The sequence below is a fragment of the Nonomuraea sp. NPDC048916 genome (genome assembly GCF_040649575.1).
In the GTDB taxonomy this organism is placed as follows: Bacteria; Actinomycetota; Actinomycetes; order Streptosporangiales; family Streptosporangiaceae; genus Nonomuraea.
The window spans coordinates 41,457-59,259 of the sequence record NZ_JBEZFS010000021.1 but is presented as its reverse complement, the minus strand read 5'-3'; the positions used below and the strand labels follow the sequence as shown (position 1 = coordinate 59,259).

Below are 17,803 nucleotides of genomic sequence, written 5' to 3'. Positions count from 1 at the left end.
GCGCCACTTCCGGTGACCATGGCCCGGTGGTCCACCGGGCCGCCTGGAGGCCGTGGCGCGCACGCCGTCGGGACCGGTCACGGGGACGCGCGGGGCGTGGTCTGGCTGCCCACTACGGTAAAACCTAGGCTACCGTCTGCTCATGGCTGAGATCGTGTACCCGCCGGTGATCGCCGCCGCGCGGACCCTCTTTCGCGTGCTCGACTACCGTTTCCACCTCGAAGGGACCGAGCACGTTCCGCGTACCGGAGGAGCGGTGCTGGTGAGCAACCACATCAGCTACCTCGACTTCATCTTCGCCGGGTTCGCCGCGCTGCCGTCCAAGCGGCTGGTGCGGTTCATGGCCAAGCAGGACGTGTTCGAGCACCGCATTTCCGGGCCGCTGATGCGTGGCATGCACCACATCCCCGTCGACCGCGGCGCCGGCGCCGGCTCCTACGCGACGGCGCTGCGGATGCTGAAGGCCGGCGAGGTGGTGGGCGTGTTCGCCGAGGCGACGATCAGCCGGTCCTTCACGGTCAAAGAGATCAAGAGCGGCGCCATCCGGATGGCGCAGGCCACCAAGACGCCCGTCATCCCGGTGGCGCTGTGGGGCAGCCAGCGGCTGTGGACCAAAGGGCGGCCCAAGGCGCTGACGCAGCGCCACGTGCCCATCACGATCGTGGTCGGCGAGCCCATGCACCCCAAGCGCGGCGAGGACGTCGACAAGCACACGACCGACCTGCACGAGCGGCTGACGGCGCTGGTGGACCGGGCGCAGCGCACCTACCCGGAGATCCCGCGGGGCGTCTGGTGGCAGCCCGCGCACCTCGGCGGCACCGCGCCGACGCCGGAGGAGGCCGCCGCGATGGACGCCGCCGAGGCCGAGGCACGGGCCAGGAAGCGCTAGATCGCCGCCTGATAGCTGCTGGCGCGCATCCCGGCGAGCAGCCCGGCCGTCTGCTCGTGGGTGAAGCGGCGCACCGGGTCGTGGTGCAGCAGCCCCTCGATCAGCGGCCGCATCACTCCGGCCCGGCGCGGCGGCGGGAAACCACCGCTGCGCGCCATGCCGAGCACGGTCGCCGCGTCCTGGCCCGGGTAGGGCGGCTGGCCTTCGATGGCGCTGTAGAGGGTGGCGCCGAACGACCACATGTCGGCCTCCTTGCTGGCCGGCCCTCCGTGCAGGCGCTCGGGCGCCATGAACGCGGGTGTGCCGCGCAGCCTGCGGGAGGTGGTCATCCGGATGTCGCCCTCGGCCGTGGCGATGCCGAAGTCGGTCAGCACCACGCGGTCGCCGGTGAGCATGACGTTGGCCGGTTTCACGTCACGGTGGAGCACCCCGGCCTGGTGAGCGGTGCGCAGCGCGGCGAGCAGGTGCTGGCCGATCGCGGCCACCGACTGCGCGGGCAGCGTGCCGACCTGGGAAAGCAGCTGGTGCAGGGAGAGCCCGTCGAGGTACTCCATCACGATCCAGAGCTTCCCGCCCTTCTCGATGAGGTCGTGCACCGTGACGATGTTGGGGTGCGTGAGCCCGGCCGCCATCCGGGCCTCACGGAGCACCCGGCGGCGCACCATCTCGGCCTCACCGACCAGAGTCAGCTCCTTCAGCGCCACATCACGATGCAGCAACTGGTCGAAGGCTCGCCAGACGACGCCCATACCCCCACGACCGGCCTCCTCATTGAGAAGGTACCGTCCGCCGATCTCCCGCATGCCATCCCCTCGTCGCTCGGGGTAATCATGACATCTCACCACAAGACATAGTGTGCCTAACGTGATCTGGATGTGCCGGGAACCAAAGGATCGCTGGTCAGAGGTACCGAAATTTGATGACGCACGACACGCCACAGGAACGCGATCGAGATGAGGCAGAGGCCCATGGCGCCGAGAAAGACGGCCGGCAGCCCGGCGCTCTCGCCCACCACCCCGCCGAGCGCCGCCCCCACCGGCATCCCGCCCATGCCGATCAGCCGGTAGGCGGAGTTGACCCGGCCCAGCAACTCCGGCGGGATCAGCCGCTGCCGGGTGGAGATGACGAGCACGTTCGACAGGGCGCTGGTGGCACCCCACAGCACGGCGGTCGGGAAAAGCAGCCACCCGGTGGGCAGGAGCACCGGCACGAGATACAGCAGGGAGTTGGTCAGCCACATGCCGATCAGCGTCCGGCCCTCGCCGGCCAGCCGGGTGACGCGCTCCGACACCAGCGACCCGGCCACCGCTCCCGCGGCCATCGCGGTCATCATCAGTCCGTAGCCGCTCGGTTCCAGCCCCATCCGTGACCCGTCGCCGACGACCCAGAGCACGAACACGGCGAAGTAGGCGGCGCTGGCGAGGTTGAGCGTCCCGGCGGTGAAGGCCAGGGTGCGCAGGAACCGGTGCGACCACAGGTAACGCAGCGACTCGGCGATGTCCGCGCCCATCGAGCCCCGTGCCGTCGCGGGCACGGGCCGGAAGCGGCCGCGCATGCCCAGCAGGAGCAGGCCCGCGGCGCCGTACAGGAGGGCGGGGCCGCCGAAGACTGCGGCGGGCAGGAGCATGACCAGCAGGCCGGCCAGCGGCGCGCCGGCGAACTCGTTGCCGATCGTCTGCGCGCCGACCACCCGGCCGTTGGCCGTGGTGAGGTGGTCCGGTGACACGGTCATCGGCAGCACCGACTGGGCGGAGGTGTCCGCGAAGACCTCCGCCACGCAGGCCAGCAGCAGTGCCACCAGCATCAGCCACAGGTTCAGCAGGCCGAGCGCGGCCAGCGCCGCGGCCCCCGCGAGCAGCCCCGCGCGGGCGGTGTTGGCCAGCACGATGATCCGCCTGCGGTCCGCCCGGTCGGCGATCGCGCCCGCGGGCAGCGCCAGCAGCAACCACGGCAGCGTGGCCGCCGCCCCCACCAGTGACACCTCGGTGGGGGAGCGGGTCAGCGTGACGGCCAGCAGCGGCGCCCCGACCTTCAACATGCCGTCCGCCAGGCTGGACAGCGCGGTCGACGACCACAGGAAGGTGAACGACCGCCCGAGATTTCGCATCGCCGCCTCCGATAACATGTAAGGGAAAGTGTGCATAGGTTCCTTTGCAAAGATAGGTGTGCACGCCATGACCGGCAAGAGCTTTTCCGCCCGGACCCTCGACGCCCACGCGCTGAAGTCGTTCGCCCACCCCCTGCGCCTGCGCCTCTACGGGCTGCTCGACGAGCACGGCCCCTCGACGGCCACCCGGCTCGCCGGGCTGGTCGGGCAGAACACCGGGTCCACCAGCTACCACCTGAGGGAGCTGGCCCGGCACGGCATGATCGAGGTGGTGCCGGAGCTGGGGAAGGGCAAGGAGAAGTACTGGCGGATCGTGCCCGGCGGCTTCTCCTACGGCGAGCCGCCGCCCGACGACCCCGAAGCGGCCGACGCCGTCGCGGTCCTGCTCGACGACCTCCTCCGGCAGCGCGCCGCCGAGCTGGCGCGCTGGCGCGAGGAGGAGCCCGGCACGCCCGAGGAATGGGTGCGGGCCAGCGCCTTCGGGCGGCGGTCGATGCGGCTCACTCCGGAGGAGACGACGGAGCTGAAGGAGGAGGTGTTCGAGGTGCTGGAGAGATATCGCCTGCTGGCCGACCGGCGCGACCTGGAGTCGCCGGCCCGGCCCGATCCGTCGCTGGGGCACGTGGTGGTGCACTTCGACGTCTTCCCGGTGGGGGTGCGGGGCTAGGGTCATCCCCAGGCCCCACCCTGACGCGCCGCCGCCCGCCGGACCCTAGTGTCCCTGCTGCCGGCCGACCGGGCGATGGTCGGCGGGGCCGCCGTGCTCGTCTGCCTGACCGGCGTGTTCACCCGTCACGAGCGCAGGCACGGCGAGGGCGGCCACCGCCTGCTGGTCGCCGAGGCCGGGCGGCTGTCGCAGCGGCTGATCCTCGCCGCGACGGCCCTGGGCGCCCCAGGCTGGTGGCGCGGGAGAGCCTGCCCGGTCGTGCGGCTCACCTGCGCGAACGCGTGCGCGAGGGTGCGGATAGCATCCTGGCATGACGGTTCCGAACCGCGGCGACGCGCACGTCCGGGGGGCGCGCGGGAGCCGGCCGACGGCCTGCTTCCGCGAGGTCTCCTCCTGTGGGTCCCGCGGGGTCTTCTCCCGCGCGCTTGGCGCCCGCGAGGAGATCGCGAGGGCGTTCCCACGAGCGTAGGGGGAGACGCGCGATGGCCGACGACGATCCGGCACTGCTGAAGGAGCTGTACGAGCACGCGCCGTGCGGCTACCTGTGCAGCCTGGCGGACGGCACGATCATCACGGTCAACGAGACCTTCCTGACCTGGACCGGTCACCGCAGGGAGGCCCTGCTGCGCGGCGTCCGCTTCCAGGAGCTGCTCACGATCGGCGACCGGATCTTCTATGAGACCCACTACGCCCCGCTCACGCTCCCGCGGGGTGGCGTCAGCGAGATCGCGGTGGATCTGCTGTGCAGCGACCGCGAACGCCTGCCCGTCCTGGTCAGCTCCAGCTTCAACGAGGCCGCCGGTGAGCTGCCCGCGACGATCCGCACCTGCGTGTTCCGCGCCACCCAGCGCCGCGAGTACGAGCTGCTGCGCGCCCGCCAGCGCGCCGAGGAGTCCGAGGCCCGGGTCCGCCTGCTCGCGCGGACCCTGCAGCAGAGCCTGATCCCGCCCGCCCTGCCGCGCATCCCCGGCCTCGACGTGGCCGCCGCCTACCGGCCCGCCGGGCGCGGCGACGAGGTGGGCGGCGACTTCTACGACCTGTTCGAGACGTCTCCCGACGACTGGGGGCTCGTCCTGGGCGACGTCTGCGGCAAGGGCGCGGAGGCCGCCGTGGTGACGAGCCTGGCGCGCCACACCGTGCGGGCGCACGCCGCGGAGGTCAAGGAGCCCGCCGCCGTCCTCCGCGAGCTCAACACCGCCCTGGTACGCCAGCGCGCCGACCGCTTCTGCACCGTGGTCTACACCCGGGTCCACCGTGACCGGCCGGGTGTGTTCAGTCTCACCGTCTCGCTCGGCGGCCATCCCCAGCCGCTACGGGTGCGCGCGAACGGCGAGGTGACCCCGATCGGGTGCCCCGGCACCGTCCTCGGCCTGTTCGACGACGTCACCGTGTGCGACGAGACGGTCGAGCTGGCTCCCGGCGACGCCGTCCTGCTCTTCACCGACGGCGTCACCGAGGCGCGCGACGGCACCGACCTGTTCGACGAGCACCGGCTGACAAGCCTGCTGGCCGGCGCACGCGCCCTCGACGCACAGGGCATCGCCGACCGGATCGTGGAGGCCGTGCTGGCCTTCCAGGACGGCCTGTCCAGCGACGACATCGCCCTGTTCGTGCTCAAGGCGCCGCTCACCGCGCCGGCGGGTGCCGCACGCCCGTGAGCCGTCCATGTGTCGCCCTTGAGCCGCTCGTATGCCGTCCATGAGTTGCTCGTGAGCCGCTCATGAGCCGTCCGGCCGGGAGTCCGGGGAGCCGGCCGGGGTCCCGGGAGGCGGCCGGGGGGTCACGAGGCGGCCGTGTCGAGCCCCCGGCCCGGCGCGGTCTCCGACTGGGTCGCGCGGTAGTGGGACGGCGACACGCCGTAGCGGTCGGCGAACGCCTGGCGCAGGGTCTCCGCGTTGCTGAAGCCGCAACGGGCCGCGATGGCCGCGACCGGCAGGCGGGTGCTGACCAGCAGGTGGGCCGCCGCCTCCGTGCGGGCCTGCCGGACGAAACGGGCCGGGGTGCGGCCGAGGTGCCGCAGGAACAGGCGCGACAGGTGGCGCTCGCTCATCCCCGCCACGGCGGCCAGGGCCGCGCTGCCGAGGTCGGTGGCCAGGTTGCCGGTGATGTGGTCGACGATCCGCCGGACCAGGCCGTCGCCCGGGGGCGGGGCGGCGGTGAACATGCTCATCTGCGCCTGGTTGCCCGGCCGCTGCAGGTAGGTGACGAGTTGCCTGGCCACCTGCCGGGCCAGGTCGGCGCCGTGATCCTCCTCGACGAAGGCCAGGGTGAGATCGAGGGCGCTGGTGACGCCGGCGGCCGTGGCCACCTCGCCGTCCCTGATGAAGATCGGGTCGGGGTCGACGGTGATCGCCGGGTAGCGGGCGGCCAGTTCGGGAGCCCACTGCCAGTGGGTGGTGGCCCGTCGCCCGTCGAGCAGGCCCGCCGCCGCCAGGAGGCTGGCCCCCGTGCACACGGACGCCACGCGACGGCTCTCCTTGGCCAGCCGGCGCACGTGCGCGATGATGCCGCGCTCGGCCGCCGCCGCCCCGTGCCCGAGCCCCCCGCACACGAGGAGCGTGTCCAGCGGCCCGGTGACGCGTTCGAGGGTGTCCTGGGGCTGGATGGTGAATCCGGTGCCCCACGTCACCGCCCGTCCGCCCGGCGTGGCCAGGCGCACCACGTATGGCGGAGTCGCACCCGCCACGTTGGCCACCAACAGCGGCGTGGTGACGCAGGCGAAGTCGAGTAACTCCGCGGCGTCATAGGCGACGACCATGATCCGGCGAGCGTCCATGCTCAGCACCGTATGTCAGAAGGACCGGTACCCCAAGTTTCCGGACACATCTTTTCGCTCTCGTTGGCCCCATGCCACGGTGGCCCAACAGTGGTGGCATGACAACCGAGACAACTCCCCGCGTCGCCGTGAGCGGCGCCCGTATGAGGTTCCTGCGGCACTACGTGGAGATGGTGCTGGCGATGGTCGCCGGGATGCTGCTCTTAGGCCCGATCTGGGACGCCGTGACCGCGGACTCCGCGCTGTTCGCCCGCACCGACGTCGGCGTGCTGGTGATGGCCACGAACATGACGCTCGGCATGTCGATCTGGATGCGCTACCGCGGCCACGGCTGGGCGCCGATCGCCGAGATGGGCGCGGCCATGTACGCGCCGTTCGCCGTCCTGCTGGTGCCGCACTGGCTGGGGGCGCTGTCCGAGCACGGCCTCATGCTGGCCGGGCACGTGCTCATGTTGCCGGCGATGCTCCTGGTGATGTTGTTCCGCCGCGCCGAGTACAGCGCCCCGCACCTGGGCCCCGCGCCCCTGCCCGGCGGCCCGGTCGTCGCGGCGCTGGCCCGCCGGTGGCCGACCTGGCTCGGCCTGCTCATGACCTTCGACCTCTGGATCAACCCCACCGTCCCGCCGACGCCGATCCTGCTGATGCTGCCCGGCGCCTACCTGGTGATCGGCCTGTTCAGGCGCACCCTGCGCGACCGGCGCGTGCTCGCCCTCCAGCTCGCCGGCCTGGCCGGCTACCTCGCCCTGGCGCTGGTCGCCATGTCGGCTGACCCCCGCACCGCCGGCTACCTGATCGCGGCCGGCTGGCTCGCGCACGCCCTGTGGGACCTGGGCCACCACATCGCCGACAGGGTCGTGCCCCGCGGCTACGCCGAATTGTGCATCGCCGTGGACCTGGTCATCGGCCTGACCATCCTCTTCCTCCTGTGACTCCTGTCAGGGCCATGTCGATGCCGGCGGAGACGCCGGCCGCGGTCACCAGCCTGCCGTCGGTGACCACGCGCTCGCTCACCGGCTCGGCGCCGAACACGGCGAGCTGCTCCAGCCAGCCCCAGTGGGTTGTCGCCTTCCGTCCCTTCAGCAGGCCGGCGGCTCCGAGCAGGAGCGAGCCACTGCACACCGAGGTCGTCCATCGGGTCCGCTCGTGGGCCCGGCCGAGCCAGCCGAGCAGGCGCCGGTCGGACAGGGCGCCGGCGGTTCCGGGGCCGCCGGGAACGACGACCATGTCAGGGTGCGGCAGGTCGGCGTAGGAGGCCGTGGCCGTCAGGGTGAGGCCGCCCCGGTCGTCGAGGACCGGGCCGGGCTCGGCGGCGACGAACGTGACGGTGTAGCCGGGGGCGAACGCCAGCACCGGGTAGGGGCCGACCGCGTCGAGCTCATCCCCGTGCGCCGGGCGAGGGCGGGCACGCTCAGGTCGGCGGTCGGGTTGGCGTCGATGAACGCCTGCAGTTCCCTGAGCGGCTCCACACGTTGCCGTCCTCGATGTAGATGGGATCGGCGTCCACGTCGACGTTCGGGTACCGGGCCGCGAGCTCGCCGGCGGCGAGCCAGTGGGTGGTGGCCCGCCGGTGCTCCAGCAGCCCGGCCGCGGCCAGGAGGAAGGCCCCGTTGCAGACGGACGCGACCCGGCGCGCCGAGGGGGCCAGCCGGGCGATTCCCCCGACGAGCGCCGGCTCCTCCAACTGCGCCGGCACCGACAGCCCGCCCACGACCAGGAGGGTGTCGATCGGCCCGCCGATCTCGCCGAGCGTGGCGGTCGCCTCAGCCCATGCTGGTCGTGAGCCTCCGTGGCGTCAACGACACGAAGATTGCAGATTACGCCACGGCCCCGTCAGCGGGCACGGACGCCGGCTCCCTCCGGCTCGCCGGCGCGGTCGACGGAGAGGGCGCGCAGCGGGCAGGCCGCCGCCGCCCGCAGCACGTGCACGCGCTGCTCCTCGCCGACGCTGAGGAGGTACATAAGGGGCGCCTCGCCGCGCATGGTGAAGCCGCGCCGGGTGAACACGTCCGGCGCGAGGAAGGCGCACTGGGCGAATCCCCGGAATCGGTTGAGATCGACCACGAGCTTCATACGCTGCCGCCCCTTCGCCGCCGCTGGGCCGTCGCGTCCTCGGCCGATCTCCAGCGGTCCATCGTGGCCCCCCGAAGGCCGCACGGTTCTGGCTCCGGGATACCCGGCGATCGCGCTGCGAAAACAGACGTGACGTCACGAACGCGCTGATGAGAGGCCGTTTGCAAGGTTTCGTGGCCTCCTGGGAGATTTGCCGGCCTCGGCCACGACGACGTCACCTTCGTCGATGTGCCGATCACCGAGCCGCTCGTGGGCAGGCCCCCGGAGGCGGGCGCGCTTAGCCGCTCGCTGTTCAGCGCCCGCCTCATGCGCCGCCGTCAGGGCCCGGAGCTGCGTGCCCTGCTGAGAGGCGAGGTCGACGCGATCTACGTCTCCACGCAGGGGGCCGAGATCCAGGCGCTGCTCGACGCGCACGTGGCCGACCTCGCGCGGGCGCCCGACCGGCGCGCCCGGATCAACAACCAGGCCCCCGTGGTCTTCACCGTACGAGGAGAACTGCTGGACTCCCGTCCGGACGTGGTGACCCGCTACCTGGAACAGGCGCTGCGCACCGCCCGCTGGGCACGGCGGGAGCCCGTGGAGGCCAGGCGGCTCATCGCACGGGACGCGGGGGTGGCCGAGGAGTGGGTCGACACCGTCTACTCCCCGGACGTGGTCACGGCGCTCGAACCCTCGCTCGACCCCGAACTGGTCACCCTCCTGGAGGACCAGAAGGACTTCCTGCTCAGGTGGGGTTTCATCCCCGAGGACTTCGGTGTCCCCGAGTGGATCGCCCACGAGCCGCTCGCCGAGGCCCTGCGCCGCATCGGCGACGCCACGGCCTGAGGGACCCCGACGCGTGGCGGGCCGCTCCTTCTGTGCGGCCCGCCCGGTTACAGGTGATTTCGACCCCTTTGGGTGGGTACGAGGGTCGGACCGGGCGTCTTGACGGCGCCGGACGCGCTCAGGGGGCGCCATGCATGGCTTCGCACTCACCTACGATCACTTCGACCCGGAGTTCGAGCTCCTGCGCGAGGCGATCACCTCGACGGGCAACGGCTACTTCTGCACCCGGGGGACCGCCGAGTGGGAGGACGTGGACACCGTCCACTACCCCGGCACCTACGCCCACGGCGGGTTCAACCGCGAGACCACGATCTTCGACGGCCACCCGGTGCTGAACGAGGACCTGGTCAACCTGCCCAACTGGCTGGTGCTGAAGCTGCGCATCGAGGGCGGCCCCGCCCTGCGGCTGGCCAACGTCGAGGTGCTCGACTACCGGCACACCTATGACATCCACCTGGCGCTGGTACGGCGCGAGATGCGTTTCCGCGACTCCGCCGGTCGCGTGACGAGCCTGACCAGCCGCCGGTTCGTGAGCATGGCCCACAGCCACCAGGCCTGCATCGAGTGGACGCTGGTCCCCGAGAACTGGTCGGGCCACGTCGAGGTGGTGACCGCGCTCGACGGCCGGATGACCAACCACATCGTCGCCCGCTACCGCGAGCTCGAAGGGCGCCACCTCGACCCCGTGTCGCCACGGACGTTCGGCCCCGAGGTCATCGCGCTCAAGGTGCAGACCCGCCAGTCGAACATCTACATCGCGCAGGCGGCGCGCACGCGGGCGTTCCACGGCGACGAGCCCGCCAAGACCGAACGGCGCCTCCACCAGTTGATGGACTACATCCAGCAGGTGCTCACCTTCGACGTCGAGCGGGGCCGTCCGGCGCGGGTGGAGAAGATGGTCGCGCTGTTCACCTCGCACGACAACGCGATCACCGAACCGCTGACCGCCGCCGGCCGGCACGTGCTGCGATACCCCGACTTCGCCGGGGCCCTGGAGGAGCACGAGCTGGCCTGGACCGAGCTGTGGGACGGCTGCGACGTCCAGCTGCCCCGGGAGCCCCGCGCGCAGCTGCTGCTGCGCCTGCACATCGCCCACGTCCTGCAGGTCTGCTCCCGGCACACCGCCCGGCACGACGCCGGGGTGCCGGCCCGCGGCCTCAACGGCGAGGCCTACCGCGGGCACGTCTTCTGGGACGAGCTCTACGTCTACCCCTTCCTCAACCTGCGCCTGCCCGAGATCACCCGAGCCCTTCTCCTCTACAGGTACCGGCGGCTGACCGAGGCGCAGGCGGCCGCCCTCGAAGCGGGATACAGGGGCGCCATGTTCCCCTGGCAGAGCGGCAGCGACGGCACGGAGGAGACCCAGCGGGTCCATCTCAACCCGCTGTCCGGGGAGTGGGAGCCCGACCTCAGCCGCAACCAGCGCCACGTCAACTCGGCCATCTTCTACAACGTCTGGCGCTACTTCCAGGCGACCGACGACCTCGAGTTCCTGCGTGACTACGGCGCCGAGCTGATGCTGGAGATCGCCCGCTTCTGGGCGTCGATCGCCCACTACAACCCGGACCGGCAGCGGTACGAGATCCACGGGGTGATGGGGCCCGACGAGTTCCACGAGCGCTACCCGGGAGCCGAGGAGGCCGGTCTGCGGAACAACGCCTACACCAACGCCATGGCCGCCTGGATCACCGCGACCGCCCCGCTGGTGCTCGACCTGCTCCCGCCCAGCCGGTCCGCCATGCTGCGCCGGCACCTCGAGGTGACCGACGAGGAGCTGAACGCCTGGAAGGACATGAGCCGCCGGATGTACATCCCGTTCCACGACGGCGTCGTCAGCCAGTTCGAGGGCTACGCCGAGCTGGAGGAGCTCGACTGGGACCACTACCGCGCCGCGTACCACAACATCCAGCGCATGGACCGGATCCTCAAGGCCGAGGGCAAGGACCCCAACCGCTACAAGGTGGCCAAGCAGGCCGACGCGGTGATGCTGTTCTTCCTGTTCGACTCCGGCGAGCTGCGGACGCTGTTCGAACGGCTCGGCTACGACTACGACGACGACCTGGCGCGGCGCACCATCGAGTACTACGACCAGCGCACCTCCCACGGCTCGACGCTCAGTTTCGTCACCTACGCCGGCGTGCTGACCGGCATCGACCCGCCGAGCTCGTGGGACCGCTTCATGGTGGCGCTGGAGAGCGACGTGAGCGACGTCCAGGGCGGGACGACCAAGGAGGGCATCCACATGGGCGTCATGTCCGGCACCCTGGACCTCCTGCAGCGGGGCTTCGTCGGCACCAGCGTCACCGGCGACGTGCTGCGCCTGGCGCCGCGGCTGCTCGACCGGCTCGACGGCGTCGCGTTCTCGATGCGGTTCAGGGGGACGTCGATACGGGTGGGCATCGAGGGGGACAAGCTGACGTTGCTCGCCCAGACCGAGGGCTTCCGCGGCCCGCTGAGGGTCGGCGTCGGCGACGAGGTCCGCGAGCTGAGCCCGGGCGGCACGTGCGTCTTCACCCTTCCCCCGCAGGCGTCTTCGGCGCACCAGTGATCCGTGAGCGATGGCAGGGGGCCACCATGCCCACAGGGGGATTCGAAGGGGCGATCTTCGACGTCGACGGCGTCCTCGTCGACTCGCCGCACGAAATGGCGTGGAAGGAGGCGCTGCGCGAGCTGATGGAGGGCCCCTGGGCCGATGTCCGTGACCAGAGCGAATGGTCGGACGACCGGTTCACCCCGGAGGTCTACCAGCGGGTCATGTCGGGCAAGCCGCGGATGAGCGGCGCCCTGGCGGGGCTCGAACACTTCAAGGTCCCCGACGCCGAGGCCCGGATCGAGACCTACGCGGCGCTCAAGCAGGAGCTGCTGATCCGGCTCATCGAGGCCGAGCGGTTCAAGGCCTATCCCGACGCGCTGCGCTTCGTCCTCGCCGTCCGGGACGCGGGCATCCCCACGGCGGCGGCCTCGTCGTCCAAGAACGCCGGCCTCTTCCTGCGGCAGATCCGGCTCGACACGTTCGCCGAGGAGGAGGGCCTGGCCTACGACTTCGTCCGGCCGGGCCTGACCCTGCTCGACTTCTTCGACGCCGACATGTCCGGGCGCGACGTGGCGCACGGCAAACCGGATCCGGAGATCTTCCTGAACGCGGCCGCCGCGCTCTCCGCCGGCCCCGGGCAGTGCTTCGTGGTCGAGGACGCGGTCAGCGGGATCCAAGCCGCCAAGGCCGGCGGGATGGCCGCGCTGGGGGTCGCCCGCGCGGACGACGCGCACCTGCTGACCGCCGCGAACGCCGACCTCGTCGTCACCACCCTGGACGAGGTCGAGGTGCCCGCCCTGTCCGGACACCGCCTCGCCAGACGCCGGCCGTGACCGCCACCCGGACCGCGCCCGTGACGAGCGACGCCCGGGTCCCGCATGCGAGACCCGGGCGTCGTCAGCCGTCACGAGTTGAGCCGAGAGGCTGCTGCCGACGGCCTGCGAAAGGTCAGCCCATGTGCGGGTAGCGGTGGTCGGTCGGGGGCACGAACGTCTCCTTGATGGTGCGGGCGTTCACCCAGCGGATCAGGTTGAAGATCGAGCCCGCCTTGTCGTTGGTGCCCGAGGCGCGGGCCCCGCCGAACGGCTGCTGGCCGACGACCGCGCCGGTCGGCTTGTCGTTGACGTAGAAGTTGCCCGCCGCGAAGCGGAGCCGCTCCGAGGCCGAGGCGATCGCGTAGCGGTCCTGGGCGATGACCGAGCCGGTCAGTGCGTACGGCGAGACGCTCTCCATCTGGTCGAGCACCGCGTCGAAGTCGGCGTCGTCGTAGACGTGCACGCCCAGGAGCGGGCCGAAGTACTCCTTGACGAAGATCTCGTCCGTGGGGTCGGCGCACTCCATGATGGTCGGCTTCACGAAATATCCGGTGGAGTCGTCGTACGAGCCGGTGATCAGCTCGATGCCGGAGGTCCCGCGAGCCCGGTCGATGGCGGCCTTGTGCTTGGCGAAGGCCCGCTCGTCGATGACGGCGCCCATGAACGTCGACAGGTCGGCCGCCACGTCGCCCACGGTCAGCGACTCGGCCACGCCCACGAGGTCGTCGCGCATCCGCGTCCAGAGCGAGCGCGGCACGTACGCCCGCGACGCGGCCGAGCACTTCTGCCCCTGGTACTCGAACGCGCCCCTGACCAGCGCGGTCGTCAGCACGCCCGGGTCGGCCGACGGGTGCGCGAGCACGAAGTCCTTGCCGCCGGTCTCGCCGACGAGCCGCGGGTAGCCGTGGTAGGAGGCGATGTTCGCGCCGACCGTGCTCCACAGGTGCTGGAAGGTCGTGGTCGAGCCGGTGAAGTGGATGCCCGCCAGGGCCGGGTGGGTCAGGGCGACCTCGGAGACCGCCTGGCCGTTGCCGGTGACCATGTTGATCACCCCGGGCGGCAGGCCCGCCGCCTCCAGCAGCCGCATGGTGAAGTGCGCGGCGAACTGCTGGGTAGGCGAAGGCTTCCAGATGACGACATTCCCCATAAGAGCGGCGGATGTCGGCAAATTTCCGGCAATGGCGGTGAAGTTGAACGGCGTGATCGCCAGCACGAACCCCTCGAGCGGCCGGTACTCCATCCGGTTCCACACCCCGGGCGACGACACCGGCTGCTCGGCGTAGAGCTGACGGGCGTAGGCCACGTTGAACCGCAGGAAGTCGATCAGCTCGCAGGCCGCGTCGATCTCCGCCTGCTGAGCCGACTTCGACTGCCCCAGCACGGTGGCCGCGTTCAGCGTCGCCCGCCACGGACCGGACAGCAGGTCGGCCGCCTTGAGGAAGATCGCCGCCCGCTCGTCGAAGGAGAGCGCGCGCCAGTCGGCCGCGGCCCCCAGCGCGCTGGAGATGGCGTCACGCACGTCCTGAGCCGTGGCGTCGTTGGCACGTCCCAGGACGGCGGTCTTGTTGTGCGGCTGCACCACGTCGATCGGCGCGCCCTCGCCGAGCCGCTGCTCACCGCCGATCGTCATGGTCAGGTCGATCGACGACCCGGCCAGCTCCTTGATCCGGGCCTCCAGCGAAGCCCGCTCGGCGCTCCCGGGCGCGTAGCCGTAGACCCGCTCGTTCGCGGGCACGGGCACGTTGCTGATGGCGTCCATTTCACTTACCCCCAAGGGCACGAAGGAAGAAGGCGATGTTGGCGGGGCGCTCGGCCAGACGGCGCATGAAGTAGCCGTACCAGTCATGGCCGTAGGGGACGTAGACGCGGACCGTGTGGCCGGCCCCCGCCAGGGCCTCCTGCCGGTCGGTGCGGATCCCGTACAGCATCTGGTATTCGTGGCCGCCGACCGTCCGGCCGAACCGGTCGGCGAGCAACTCCGCGATGGAGATGATCCTGTCGTCGTGCGTCGCCACCATGGGATACCCCTTCCCCGACATGAGGATCCGCAGGCACCGCACGTAGGCTTTGTCGACTTCGGCCTTGCTCTGGTGGGCGACCGAGGCGGGCTCCCGATAGGCGCCCTTGACCAGCCGCACCCTGCTGCCGGCGGTGGACAGCTCGCGGCAGTCGTCCTCGCTGCGGAACAGGTAGGCCTGGATGGCCACGCCGGTCGACGGATGGTCGGCGCGCAGCTCGCGCAGGATCCGGAGCGTCGAGTCGACGGTGGTGTGGTCCTCCATGTCGAGCGTGACGGCCGAGCCGCCGGCCGCGGCGGCGGCGCAGATCCGCCGCGCGTGCTCGAGCGCCTTCCCCTCGTCGAACGCCTGCCCGACGGCCGACAGCTTCACCGACACCTCGGCGGCGTCGCCGAGGTTCAGCGGCCGCAGCGCCTCCAGCAGGGTGACGTACGCCTCCGCGGTCGCCTCCGCGGCGCCCGCGTCGAGGGTCTCCTCGCCGAGATGGTCCACGGTCACGGCCAGCTTCGCCTCGCTGAGCCGGGCGACGGCGTCGCGGGCGTCCTGGACGCTCTCACCGGCCACGAACCGGTCGACGACCTTGCGCGTGAGCGGGAATCCGGACACGGAACGTCGCACCAGACCGCTCCGGGAGGCGGCAAGGAGTAGATGACCGAGCATGCGACCAGCCTAAAACCGCAGCTCACACGGCGGCCATCGACGGGCGTAACGTCCGGTGTGGCAGGCTGTCATACACATGGACAATTCGGCTGATCTGCAGGACACCGTCGACGAGATCGCCCGCCTGCTGGGGGCGTCCGCGACGCTGGAGGACCGCTCGTTCCGCCTGCTCGCGTACGGAGCGCAGCACGGTGACATCGACACCGTGCGCCAGGAGTCGATCCTGCGCAGGCGCGCCACCCCCGAGGTCCGCGACTACTTCGAGCGCTACGGCATCGCCAGGGCCGGCACCCCCGTCCGCATCCCCGCCGACGCCGGTCTCAAGGTGCTGGCCCGGGTCTGCTGGCCGCTGCGTTCCCGTGACGTGACCTACGGCTACCTGTGGCTGCTCGACTCGGGCAGCCTCACCGACGAGGCGCTGCGCCCCGTGGAGCCGCTCGTCGCCAGGGCCGCCGCCGCGCTCGCCCAGGAGGCCCGCAGCCGCCAGGACCTCAGCCGGGGGCTGCGCGCCCTGCTCTCCGCCGACCCCGACGAGCGGGCCGGCTCCGCGATCGAGATCGAGGGGCCCGTCACGGCGATCGCCGTGTGCGAGCCGGAGGAGCGCGTCGCCGCCCTGTGGACCCTGCCGCGCGGCGTGCTCGCCCACGCCGGCTCGCCGGTGGCGCTGCTCGTCCCCGCGCGCCTGGCCGGCGAGGTCGCCCAGACCCTGCGGAGCGCGTACGGCACCGCGGCCGGCATCGGCGCGCCCAGGGACGACCCGGCCGACGCCTGGCAGAGCTGGCGGGAGGCTCGCCAGGCCCTGCGCGTGGCCGAGCACTTCCCCCGGTTCGCCGCCGTGGCGTGGTGGGAGGACCTCGGGGTCCACCGGCTGCTGGCCAAGCTCGGCCAGGCCGACCTGCGGGAGCTGGCCGCCGAGGTCGCGGCGCTCGACCCCGAGCTGGCCCACACCGTCGAGACCTACCTCGACCTCGGCGGCCACGCCCAGAAGACCGCCGCCGAGCTCGGCATCCACCGCCAGACGCTCTACTACCGCCTCGGCAAGGCCGAACGCCTGCTGGGCCGCGACCTGTCCGACGGCGACGACCGGCTGACCGTCCACCTGGGCCTCAAGGCGGCCCGCCTGCGCCCCCGCGACGGCGGGGGAGCGGTGCGGCCGTTCCCGGCGGGGTAGCCGGGTCAGGTGGGAGGACAGGGTCAGGCGGGGGGAATGGTCAGGCGGGGGAATGGTCAGGCGGGGGAATGGTCAGGCGAGCGACGCGGCGGGGCGTCAGGCGCAGGCGGCCTCGTACACGCGGACGAGTTCCTGGCTGACGCGCTCCCACGAGTAACGGGAGCGGGCGCGGTCCGCGCCGGCGTAGCCGAGGGCGGTCCGCAGCGTCGGGTCGGTCAGCAGCTCGCGGGCCAGCCGGGCGGTGCGGGCGGGCCGGTCCGGCGGCACCAGCAGGCCGGTCACGCCGTCGATGACGGAGTCGAGGTGCGCGCCGACGGCCGAGGCGATCACCGGCACGCCGCAGGCCATCGCCTCCAGCGCGACGATGCCGGTCGAGGCCTCGCGCGGCACCGACACCACCGCGTCGGCGCTGCGCATCAGCTTCGGCACCGCGGTGCGCTTGACCTGCCCGAGCAGGGTCACCCGGTCGGCCACGCCGAGCTGCTCGGCCAGGGCGCGCAGGCGGCGTACCTCTCTGTCGTCGTCGAGCAGGTCGGGGTCGGGGCCGCCCGCCACCACGAGTTCGACGTCCGTCAGCCCCTGCAGCGCGCGGACGATCGTGTGCGCGCCGCGGTCCGGCGACAGGGGACCCACGTGCAGCAGCCGCTTGCGGGAACCGCGCGAGGCGGCGGCGCCCTGGCGGTGGAAGCGCTCGGTGTCGATGCCGTAGGGGACGATGGCGATGTTGCTGCGCGGGACGCCGAGCCTGATCAGCGCCGACTCCTCGTCACCCGACCCGGCGATGACGGCGTCGGCCCTGCGGCCGAGCGCCCGCTCCAGCTTCAGGTGGGTGGGGTCCACGGTGTGGAAGGTCTGCGTCACGGGCACGTCCAGCCCCTTGGCGCCGGCGACCGCGGCGAGCCCCCCGGTCCAGGAGTAGGCGTGGATCACGTCCGGCCGGTCCTGGTTCCACCGCTTCATCAGGTGGTTGCCGACGTCGTTGAGGTAGGGGACGACGTCGTCGGGGGTGAGGCTCTGAGCCGGGCCCACGTCGATGTGCTCCACCATGACCCCCGGGGCCACCCGCGTCCTGGACTTGCCCTCGGCGCTGTCACGGCGGGAGTAGATGGTGACGTGGTGGTCTCGCCCCAGTTCGCGCGCTATGGCGTGCAGGTGGTGGCGCTTGTTGCCGGACACGGAAGCGACGATCGCGATATTCATGGCACACCTCAGCGTGAAAAAAGCTTTCAAGGTGTGCCTGCGTCTTAGGCACGTCTATCTGCTTTCAAGACT

The 17,803-nt window shown here is 71.7% G+C and carries 18 protein-coding genes; 9 read left to right on the top strand and 9 right to left on the bottom strand.

What is annotated here, in order from left to right:
* The first annotated feature begins 142 nt into the window (after window positions 1-142).
* Window positions 143-889 (top strand): lysophospholipid acyltransferase family protein, encoded by a 747-nt coding sequence (locus AB0C16_RS23150; protein ID WP_357685963.1) that lies wholly within the window; start codon window positions 143-145, stop codon window positions 887-889.
* On the opposite strand, the gene AB0C16_RS23145 is transcribed toward AB0C16_RS23150, so the two are convergent.
* Both AB0C16_RS23145 and AB0C16_RS23140 read right to left on the bottom strand, forming a co-directional pair.
* Complete coding sequence (locus AB0C16_RS23145; RefSeq protein ID WP_357685962.1) at window positions 886-1,692, bottom strand: serine/threonine-protein kinase; 807 nt, start codon at window positions 1,690-1,692, stop codon at window positions 886-888. The two genes, AB0C16_RS23150 and AB0C16_RS23145, sit on opposite strands and share 4 nt — an antisense overlap.
* Window positions 1,693-1,748: 56 nt before the next feature.
* Entirely contained in the window at window positions 1,749-2,996 is a 1,248-nt protein-coding gene (locus AB0C16_RS23140) for an MFS transporter (RefSeq protein ID WP_357685961.1), read from the bottom strand.
* A 67-nt stretch (window positions 2,997-3,063) separates the two neighbouring features.
* Here AB0C16_RS23140 and AB0C16_RS23135 point away from each other — a divergent pair, with 67 nt between their 5' ends.
* The 3 genes from AB0C16_RS23135 to AB0C16_RS23125 all read left to right on the top strand — a co-directional run bounded on the left by AB0C16_RS23135 (window position 3,064) and on the right by AB0C16_RS23125 (window position 5,321).
* On the top strand, window positions 3,064-3,663 hold the full coding sequence (locus tag AB0C16_RS23135) for a helix-turn-helix domain-containing protein (RefSeq protein WP_357685960.1): 600 nt from the start codon (window positions 3,064-3,066) through the stop codon (window positions 3,661-3,663).
* Window positions 3,664-3,973: 310 nt separating this feature from the next.
* Window positions 3,974-4,132: a hypothetical protein gene (locus AB0C16_RS23130; protein ID WP_357685959.1), complete on the top strand. Its 159-nt coding sequence runs from the start codon at window positions 3,974-3,976 to the stop codon at window positions 4,130-4,132.
* Between the two features lie 13 nt (window positions 4,133-4,145).
* Window positions 4,146-5,321 carry a SpoIIE family protein phosphatase gene (locus tag AB0C16_RS23125; protein ID WP_357685958.1) on the top strand — a complete coding sequence of 392 codons (1,176 nt, stop codon included), beginning with the start codon at window positions 4,146-4,148 and terminating at the stop codon, window positions 5,319-5,321.
* Window positions 5,322-5,443: 122 nt separating this feature from the next.
* Here AB0C16_RS23125 and AB0C16_RS23120 read toward each other — a convergent pair whose 3' ends face one another.
* The gene (locus AB0C16_RS23120) at window positions 5,444-6,439 is read right to left on the bottom strand and encodes a helix-turn-helix domain-containing protein (RefSeq protein WP_357685957.1); all 996 of its coding nucleotides are present in this window, start codon (window positions 6,437-6,439) and stop codon (window positions 5,444-5,446) included.
* Between the two features lie 98 nt (window positions 6,440-6,537).
* On the opposite strand from AB0C16_RS23120, the gene AB0C16_RS23115 reads away from it, so the two are divergent.
* A complete protein-coding gene (locus AB0C16_RS23115; RefSeq protein WP_357685956.1) occupies window positions 6,538-7,368 on the top strand; it encodes a hypothetical protein in 831 nt (276 codons plus the stop codon).
* On the opposite strand, the gene AB0C16_RS23110 is transcribed toward AB0C16_RS23115, so the two are convergent.
* From AB0C16_RS23110 to AB0C16_RS23100, 3 genes are all read right to left on the bottom strand, one after another.
* On the bottom strand, window positions 7,337-7,933 hold the full coding sequence (locus AB0C16_RS23110) for a DJ-1/PfpI family protein (protein ID WP_357686042.1): 597 nt from the start codon (window positions 7,931-7,933) through the stop codon (window positions 7,337-7,339). The genes AB0C16_RS23115 and AB0C16_RS23110 overlap by 32 nt on opposite strands.
* Entirely contained in the window at window positions 7,848-8,165 is a 318-nt protein-coding gene (locus tag AB0C16_RS23105) for a DJ-1/PfpI family protein (RefSeq protein WP_357686041.1), read from the bottom strand. Before AB0C16_RS23105 ends, AB0C16_RS23110 begins: the two co-directional genes overlap by 86 nt.
* Before the next feature lie 104 nt (window positions 8,166-8,269).
* Window positions 8,270-8,509 carry a ferredoxin gene (locus AB0C16_RS23100; protein WP_357685955.1) on the bottom strand — a complete coding sequence of 80 codons (240 nt, stop codon included), beginning with the start codon at window positions 8,507-8,509 and terminating at the stop codon, window positions 8,270-8,272.
* A 228-nt stretch (window positions 8,510-8,737) separates the two neighbouring features.
* On the opposite strand from AB0C16_RS23100, the gene AB0C16_RS23095 reads away from it, so the two are divergent.
* The 3 genes from AB0C16_RS23095 (at window position 8,738) to AB0C16_RS23085 (ending at window position 12,700) form a co-directional block, all read left to right on the top strand.
* Window positions 8,738-9,334 carry a hypothetical protein gene (locus AB0C16_RS23095; protein ID WP_357685954.1) on the top strand — a complete coding sequence of 199 codons (597 nt, stop codon included), beginning with the start codon at window positions 8,738-8,740 and terminating at the stop codon, window positions 9,332-9,334.
* Between the two features lie 130 nt (window positions 9,335-9,464).
* Window positions 9,465-11,882, top strand: a complete 2,418-nt coding sequence (locus AB0C16_RS23090; RefSeq protein ID WP_357685953.1) for a glycosyl hydrolase family 65 protein — start codon at window positions 9,465-9,467, stop codon at window positions 11,880-11,882.
* Between the two features lie 26 nt (window positions 11,883-11,908).
* Entirely contained in the window at window positions 11,909-12,700 is a 792-nt protein-coding gene (locus tag AB0C16_RS23085) for an HAD-IA family hydrolase (protein WP_357685952.1), read from the top strand.
* 115 nt (window positions 12,701-12,815) lie between these two features.
* On the opposite strand, the gene pruA is transcribed toward AB0C16_RS23085, so the two are convergent.
* Complete coding sequence (gene pruA, locus AB0C16_RS23080; protein WP_357685951.1) at window positions 12,816-14,441, bottom strand: L-glutamate gamma-semialdehyde dehydrogenase; 1,626 nt, start codon at window positions 14,439-14,441, stop codon at window positions 12,816-12,818.
* A 1-nt stretch (window position 14,442) separates the two neighbouring features.
* Window positions 14,443-15,360: a proline dehydrogenase family protein gene (locus AB0C16_RS23075; RefSeq protein WP_357685950.1), complete on the bottom strand. Its 918-nt coding sequence runs from the start codon at window positions 15,358-15,360 to the stop codon at window positions 14,443-14,445.
* Between the two features lie 76 nt (window positions 15,361-15,436).
* On the opposite strand from AB0C16_RS23075, the gene AB0C16_RS23070 reads away from it, so the two are divergent.
* Complete coding sequence (locus AB0C16_RS23070; RefSeq protein WP_357685949.1) at window positions 15,437-16,531, top strand: helix-turn-helix domain-containing protein; 1,095 nt, start codon at window positions 15,437-15,439, stop codon at window positions 16,529-16,531.
* A gap of 96 nt (window positions 16,532-16,627) precedes the next feature.
* On the opposite strand, the gene AB0C16_RS23065 is transcribed toward AB0C16_RS23070, so the two are convergent.
* The gene (locus AB0C16_RS23065; RefSeq protein ID WP_357685948.1) at window positions 16,628-17,731 is read right to left on the bottom strand and encodes a glycosyltransferase; all 1,104 of its coding nucleotides are present in this window, start codon (window positions 17,729-17,731) and stop codon (window positions 16,628-16,630) included.
* Window positions 17,732-17,803: the final 72 nt, after the last annotated feature.

Bases quoted from the DNA above. Each gene is read 5' to 3' on its own strand.
- AB0C16_RS23085 (WP_357685952.1), top strand. From the start codon at position 11,909: ATGCCCACAGGGGGATTCGAAGGGGCGATCTTCGACGTCGACGGCGTC.
- AB0C16_RS23070 (WP_357685949.1), top strand. From the start codon at position 15,437: ATGGACAATTCGGCTGATCTGCAGGACACCGTCGACGAGATCGCCCGC.
- AB0C16_RS23120 (WP_357685957.1), bottom strand. From the start codon at position 6,439: ATGGACGCTCGCCGGATCATGGTCGTCGCCTATGACGCCGCGGAGTTA.
- AB0C16_RS23065 (WP_357685948.1), bottom strand. From the start codon at position 17,731: ATGAATATCGCGATCGTCGCTTCCGTGTCCGGCAACAAGCGCCACCAC.
- AB0C16_RS23090 (WP_357685953.1), top strand. From the start codon at position 9,465: ATGCATGGCTTCGCACTCACCTACGATCACTTCGACCCGGAGTTCGAG.
- AB0C16_RS23140 (WP_357685961.1), bottom strand. From the start codon at position 2,996: ATGCGAAATCTCGGGCGGTCGTTCACCTTCCTGTGGTCGTCGACCGCG.
- AB0C16_RS23145 (WP_357685962.1), bottom strand. From the start codon at position 1,692: ATGCGGGAGATCGGCGGACGGTACCTTCTCAATGAGGAGGCCGGTCGT.
- AB0C16_RS23115 (WP_357685956.1), top strand. From the start codon at position 6,538: ATGACAACCGAGACAACTCCCCGCGTCGCCGTGAGCGGCGCCCGTATG.
- AB0C16_RS23150 (WP_357685963.1), top strand. From the start codon at position 143: ATGGCTGAGATCGTGTACCCGCCGGTGATCGCCGCCGCGCGGACCCTC.
- AB0C16_RS23130 (WP_357685959.1), top strand. From the start codon at position 3,974: ATGACGGTTCCGAACCGCGGCGACGCGCACGTCCGGGGGGCGCGCGGG.
- AB0C16_RS23100 (WP_357685955.1), bottom strand. From the start codon at position 8,509: ATGAAGCTCGTGGTCGATCTCAACCGATTCCGGGGATTCGCCCAGTGC.
- AB0C16_RS23125 (WP_357685958.1), top strand. From the start codon at position 4,146: ATGGCCGACGACGATCCGGCACTGCTGAAGGAGCTGTACGAGCACGCG.
- AB0C16_RS23135 (WP_357685960.1), top strand. From the start codon at position 3,064: ATGACCGGCAAGAGCTTTTCCGCCCGGACCCTCGACGCCCACGCGCTG.
- pruA (WP_357685951.1), bottom strand. From the start codon at position 14,441: ATGGACGCCATCAGCAACGTGCCCGTGCCCGCGAACGAGCGGGTCTAC.
- AB0C16_RS23075 (WP_357685950.1), bottom strand. From the start codon at position 15,360: ATGCTCGGTCATCTACTCCTTGCCGCCTCCCGGAGCGGTCTGGTGCGA.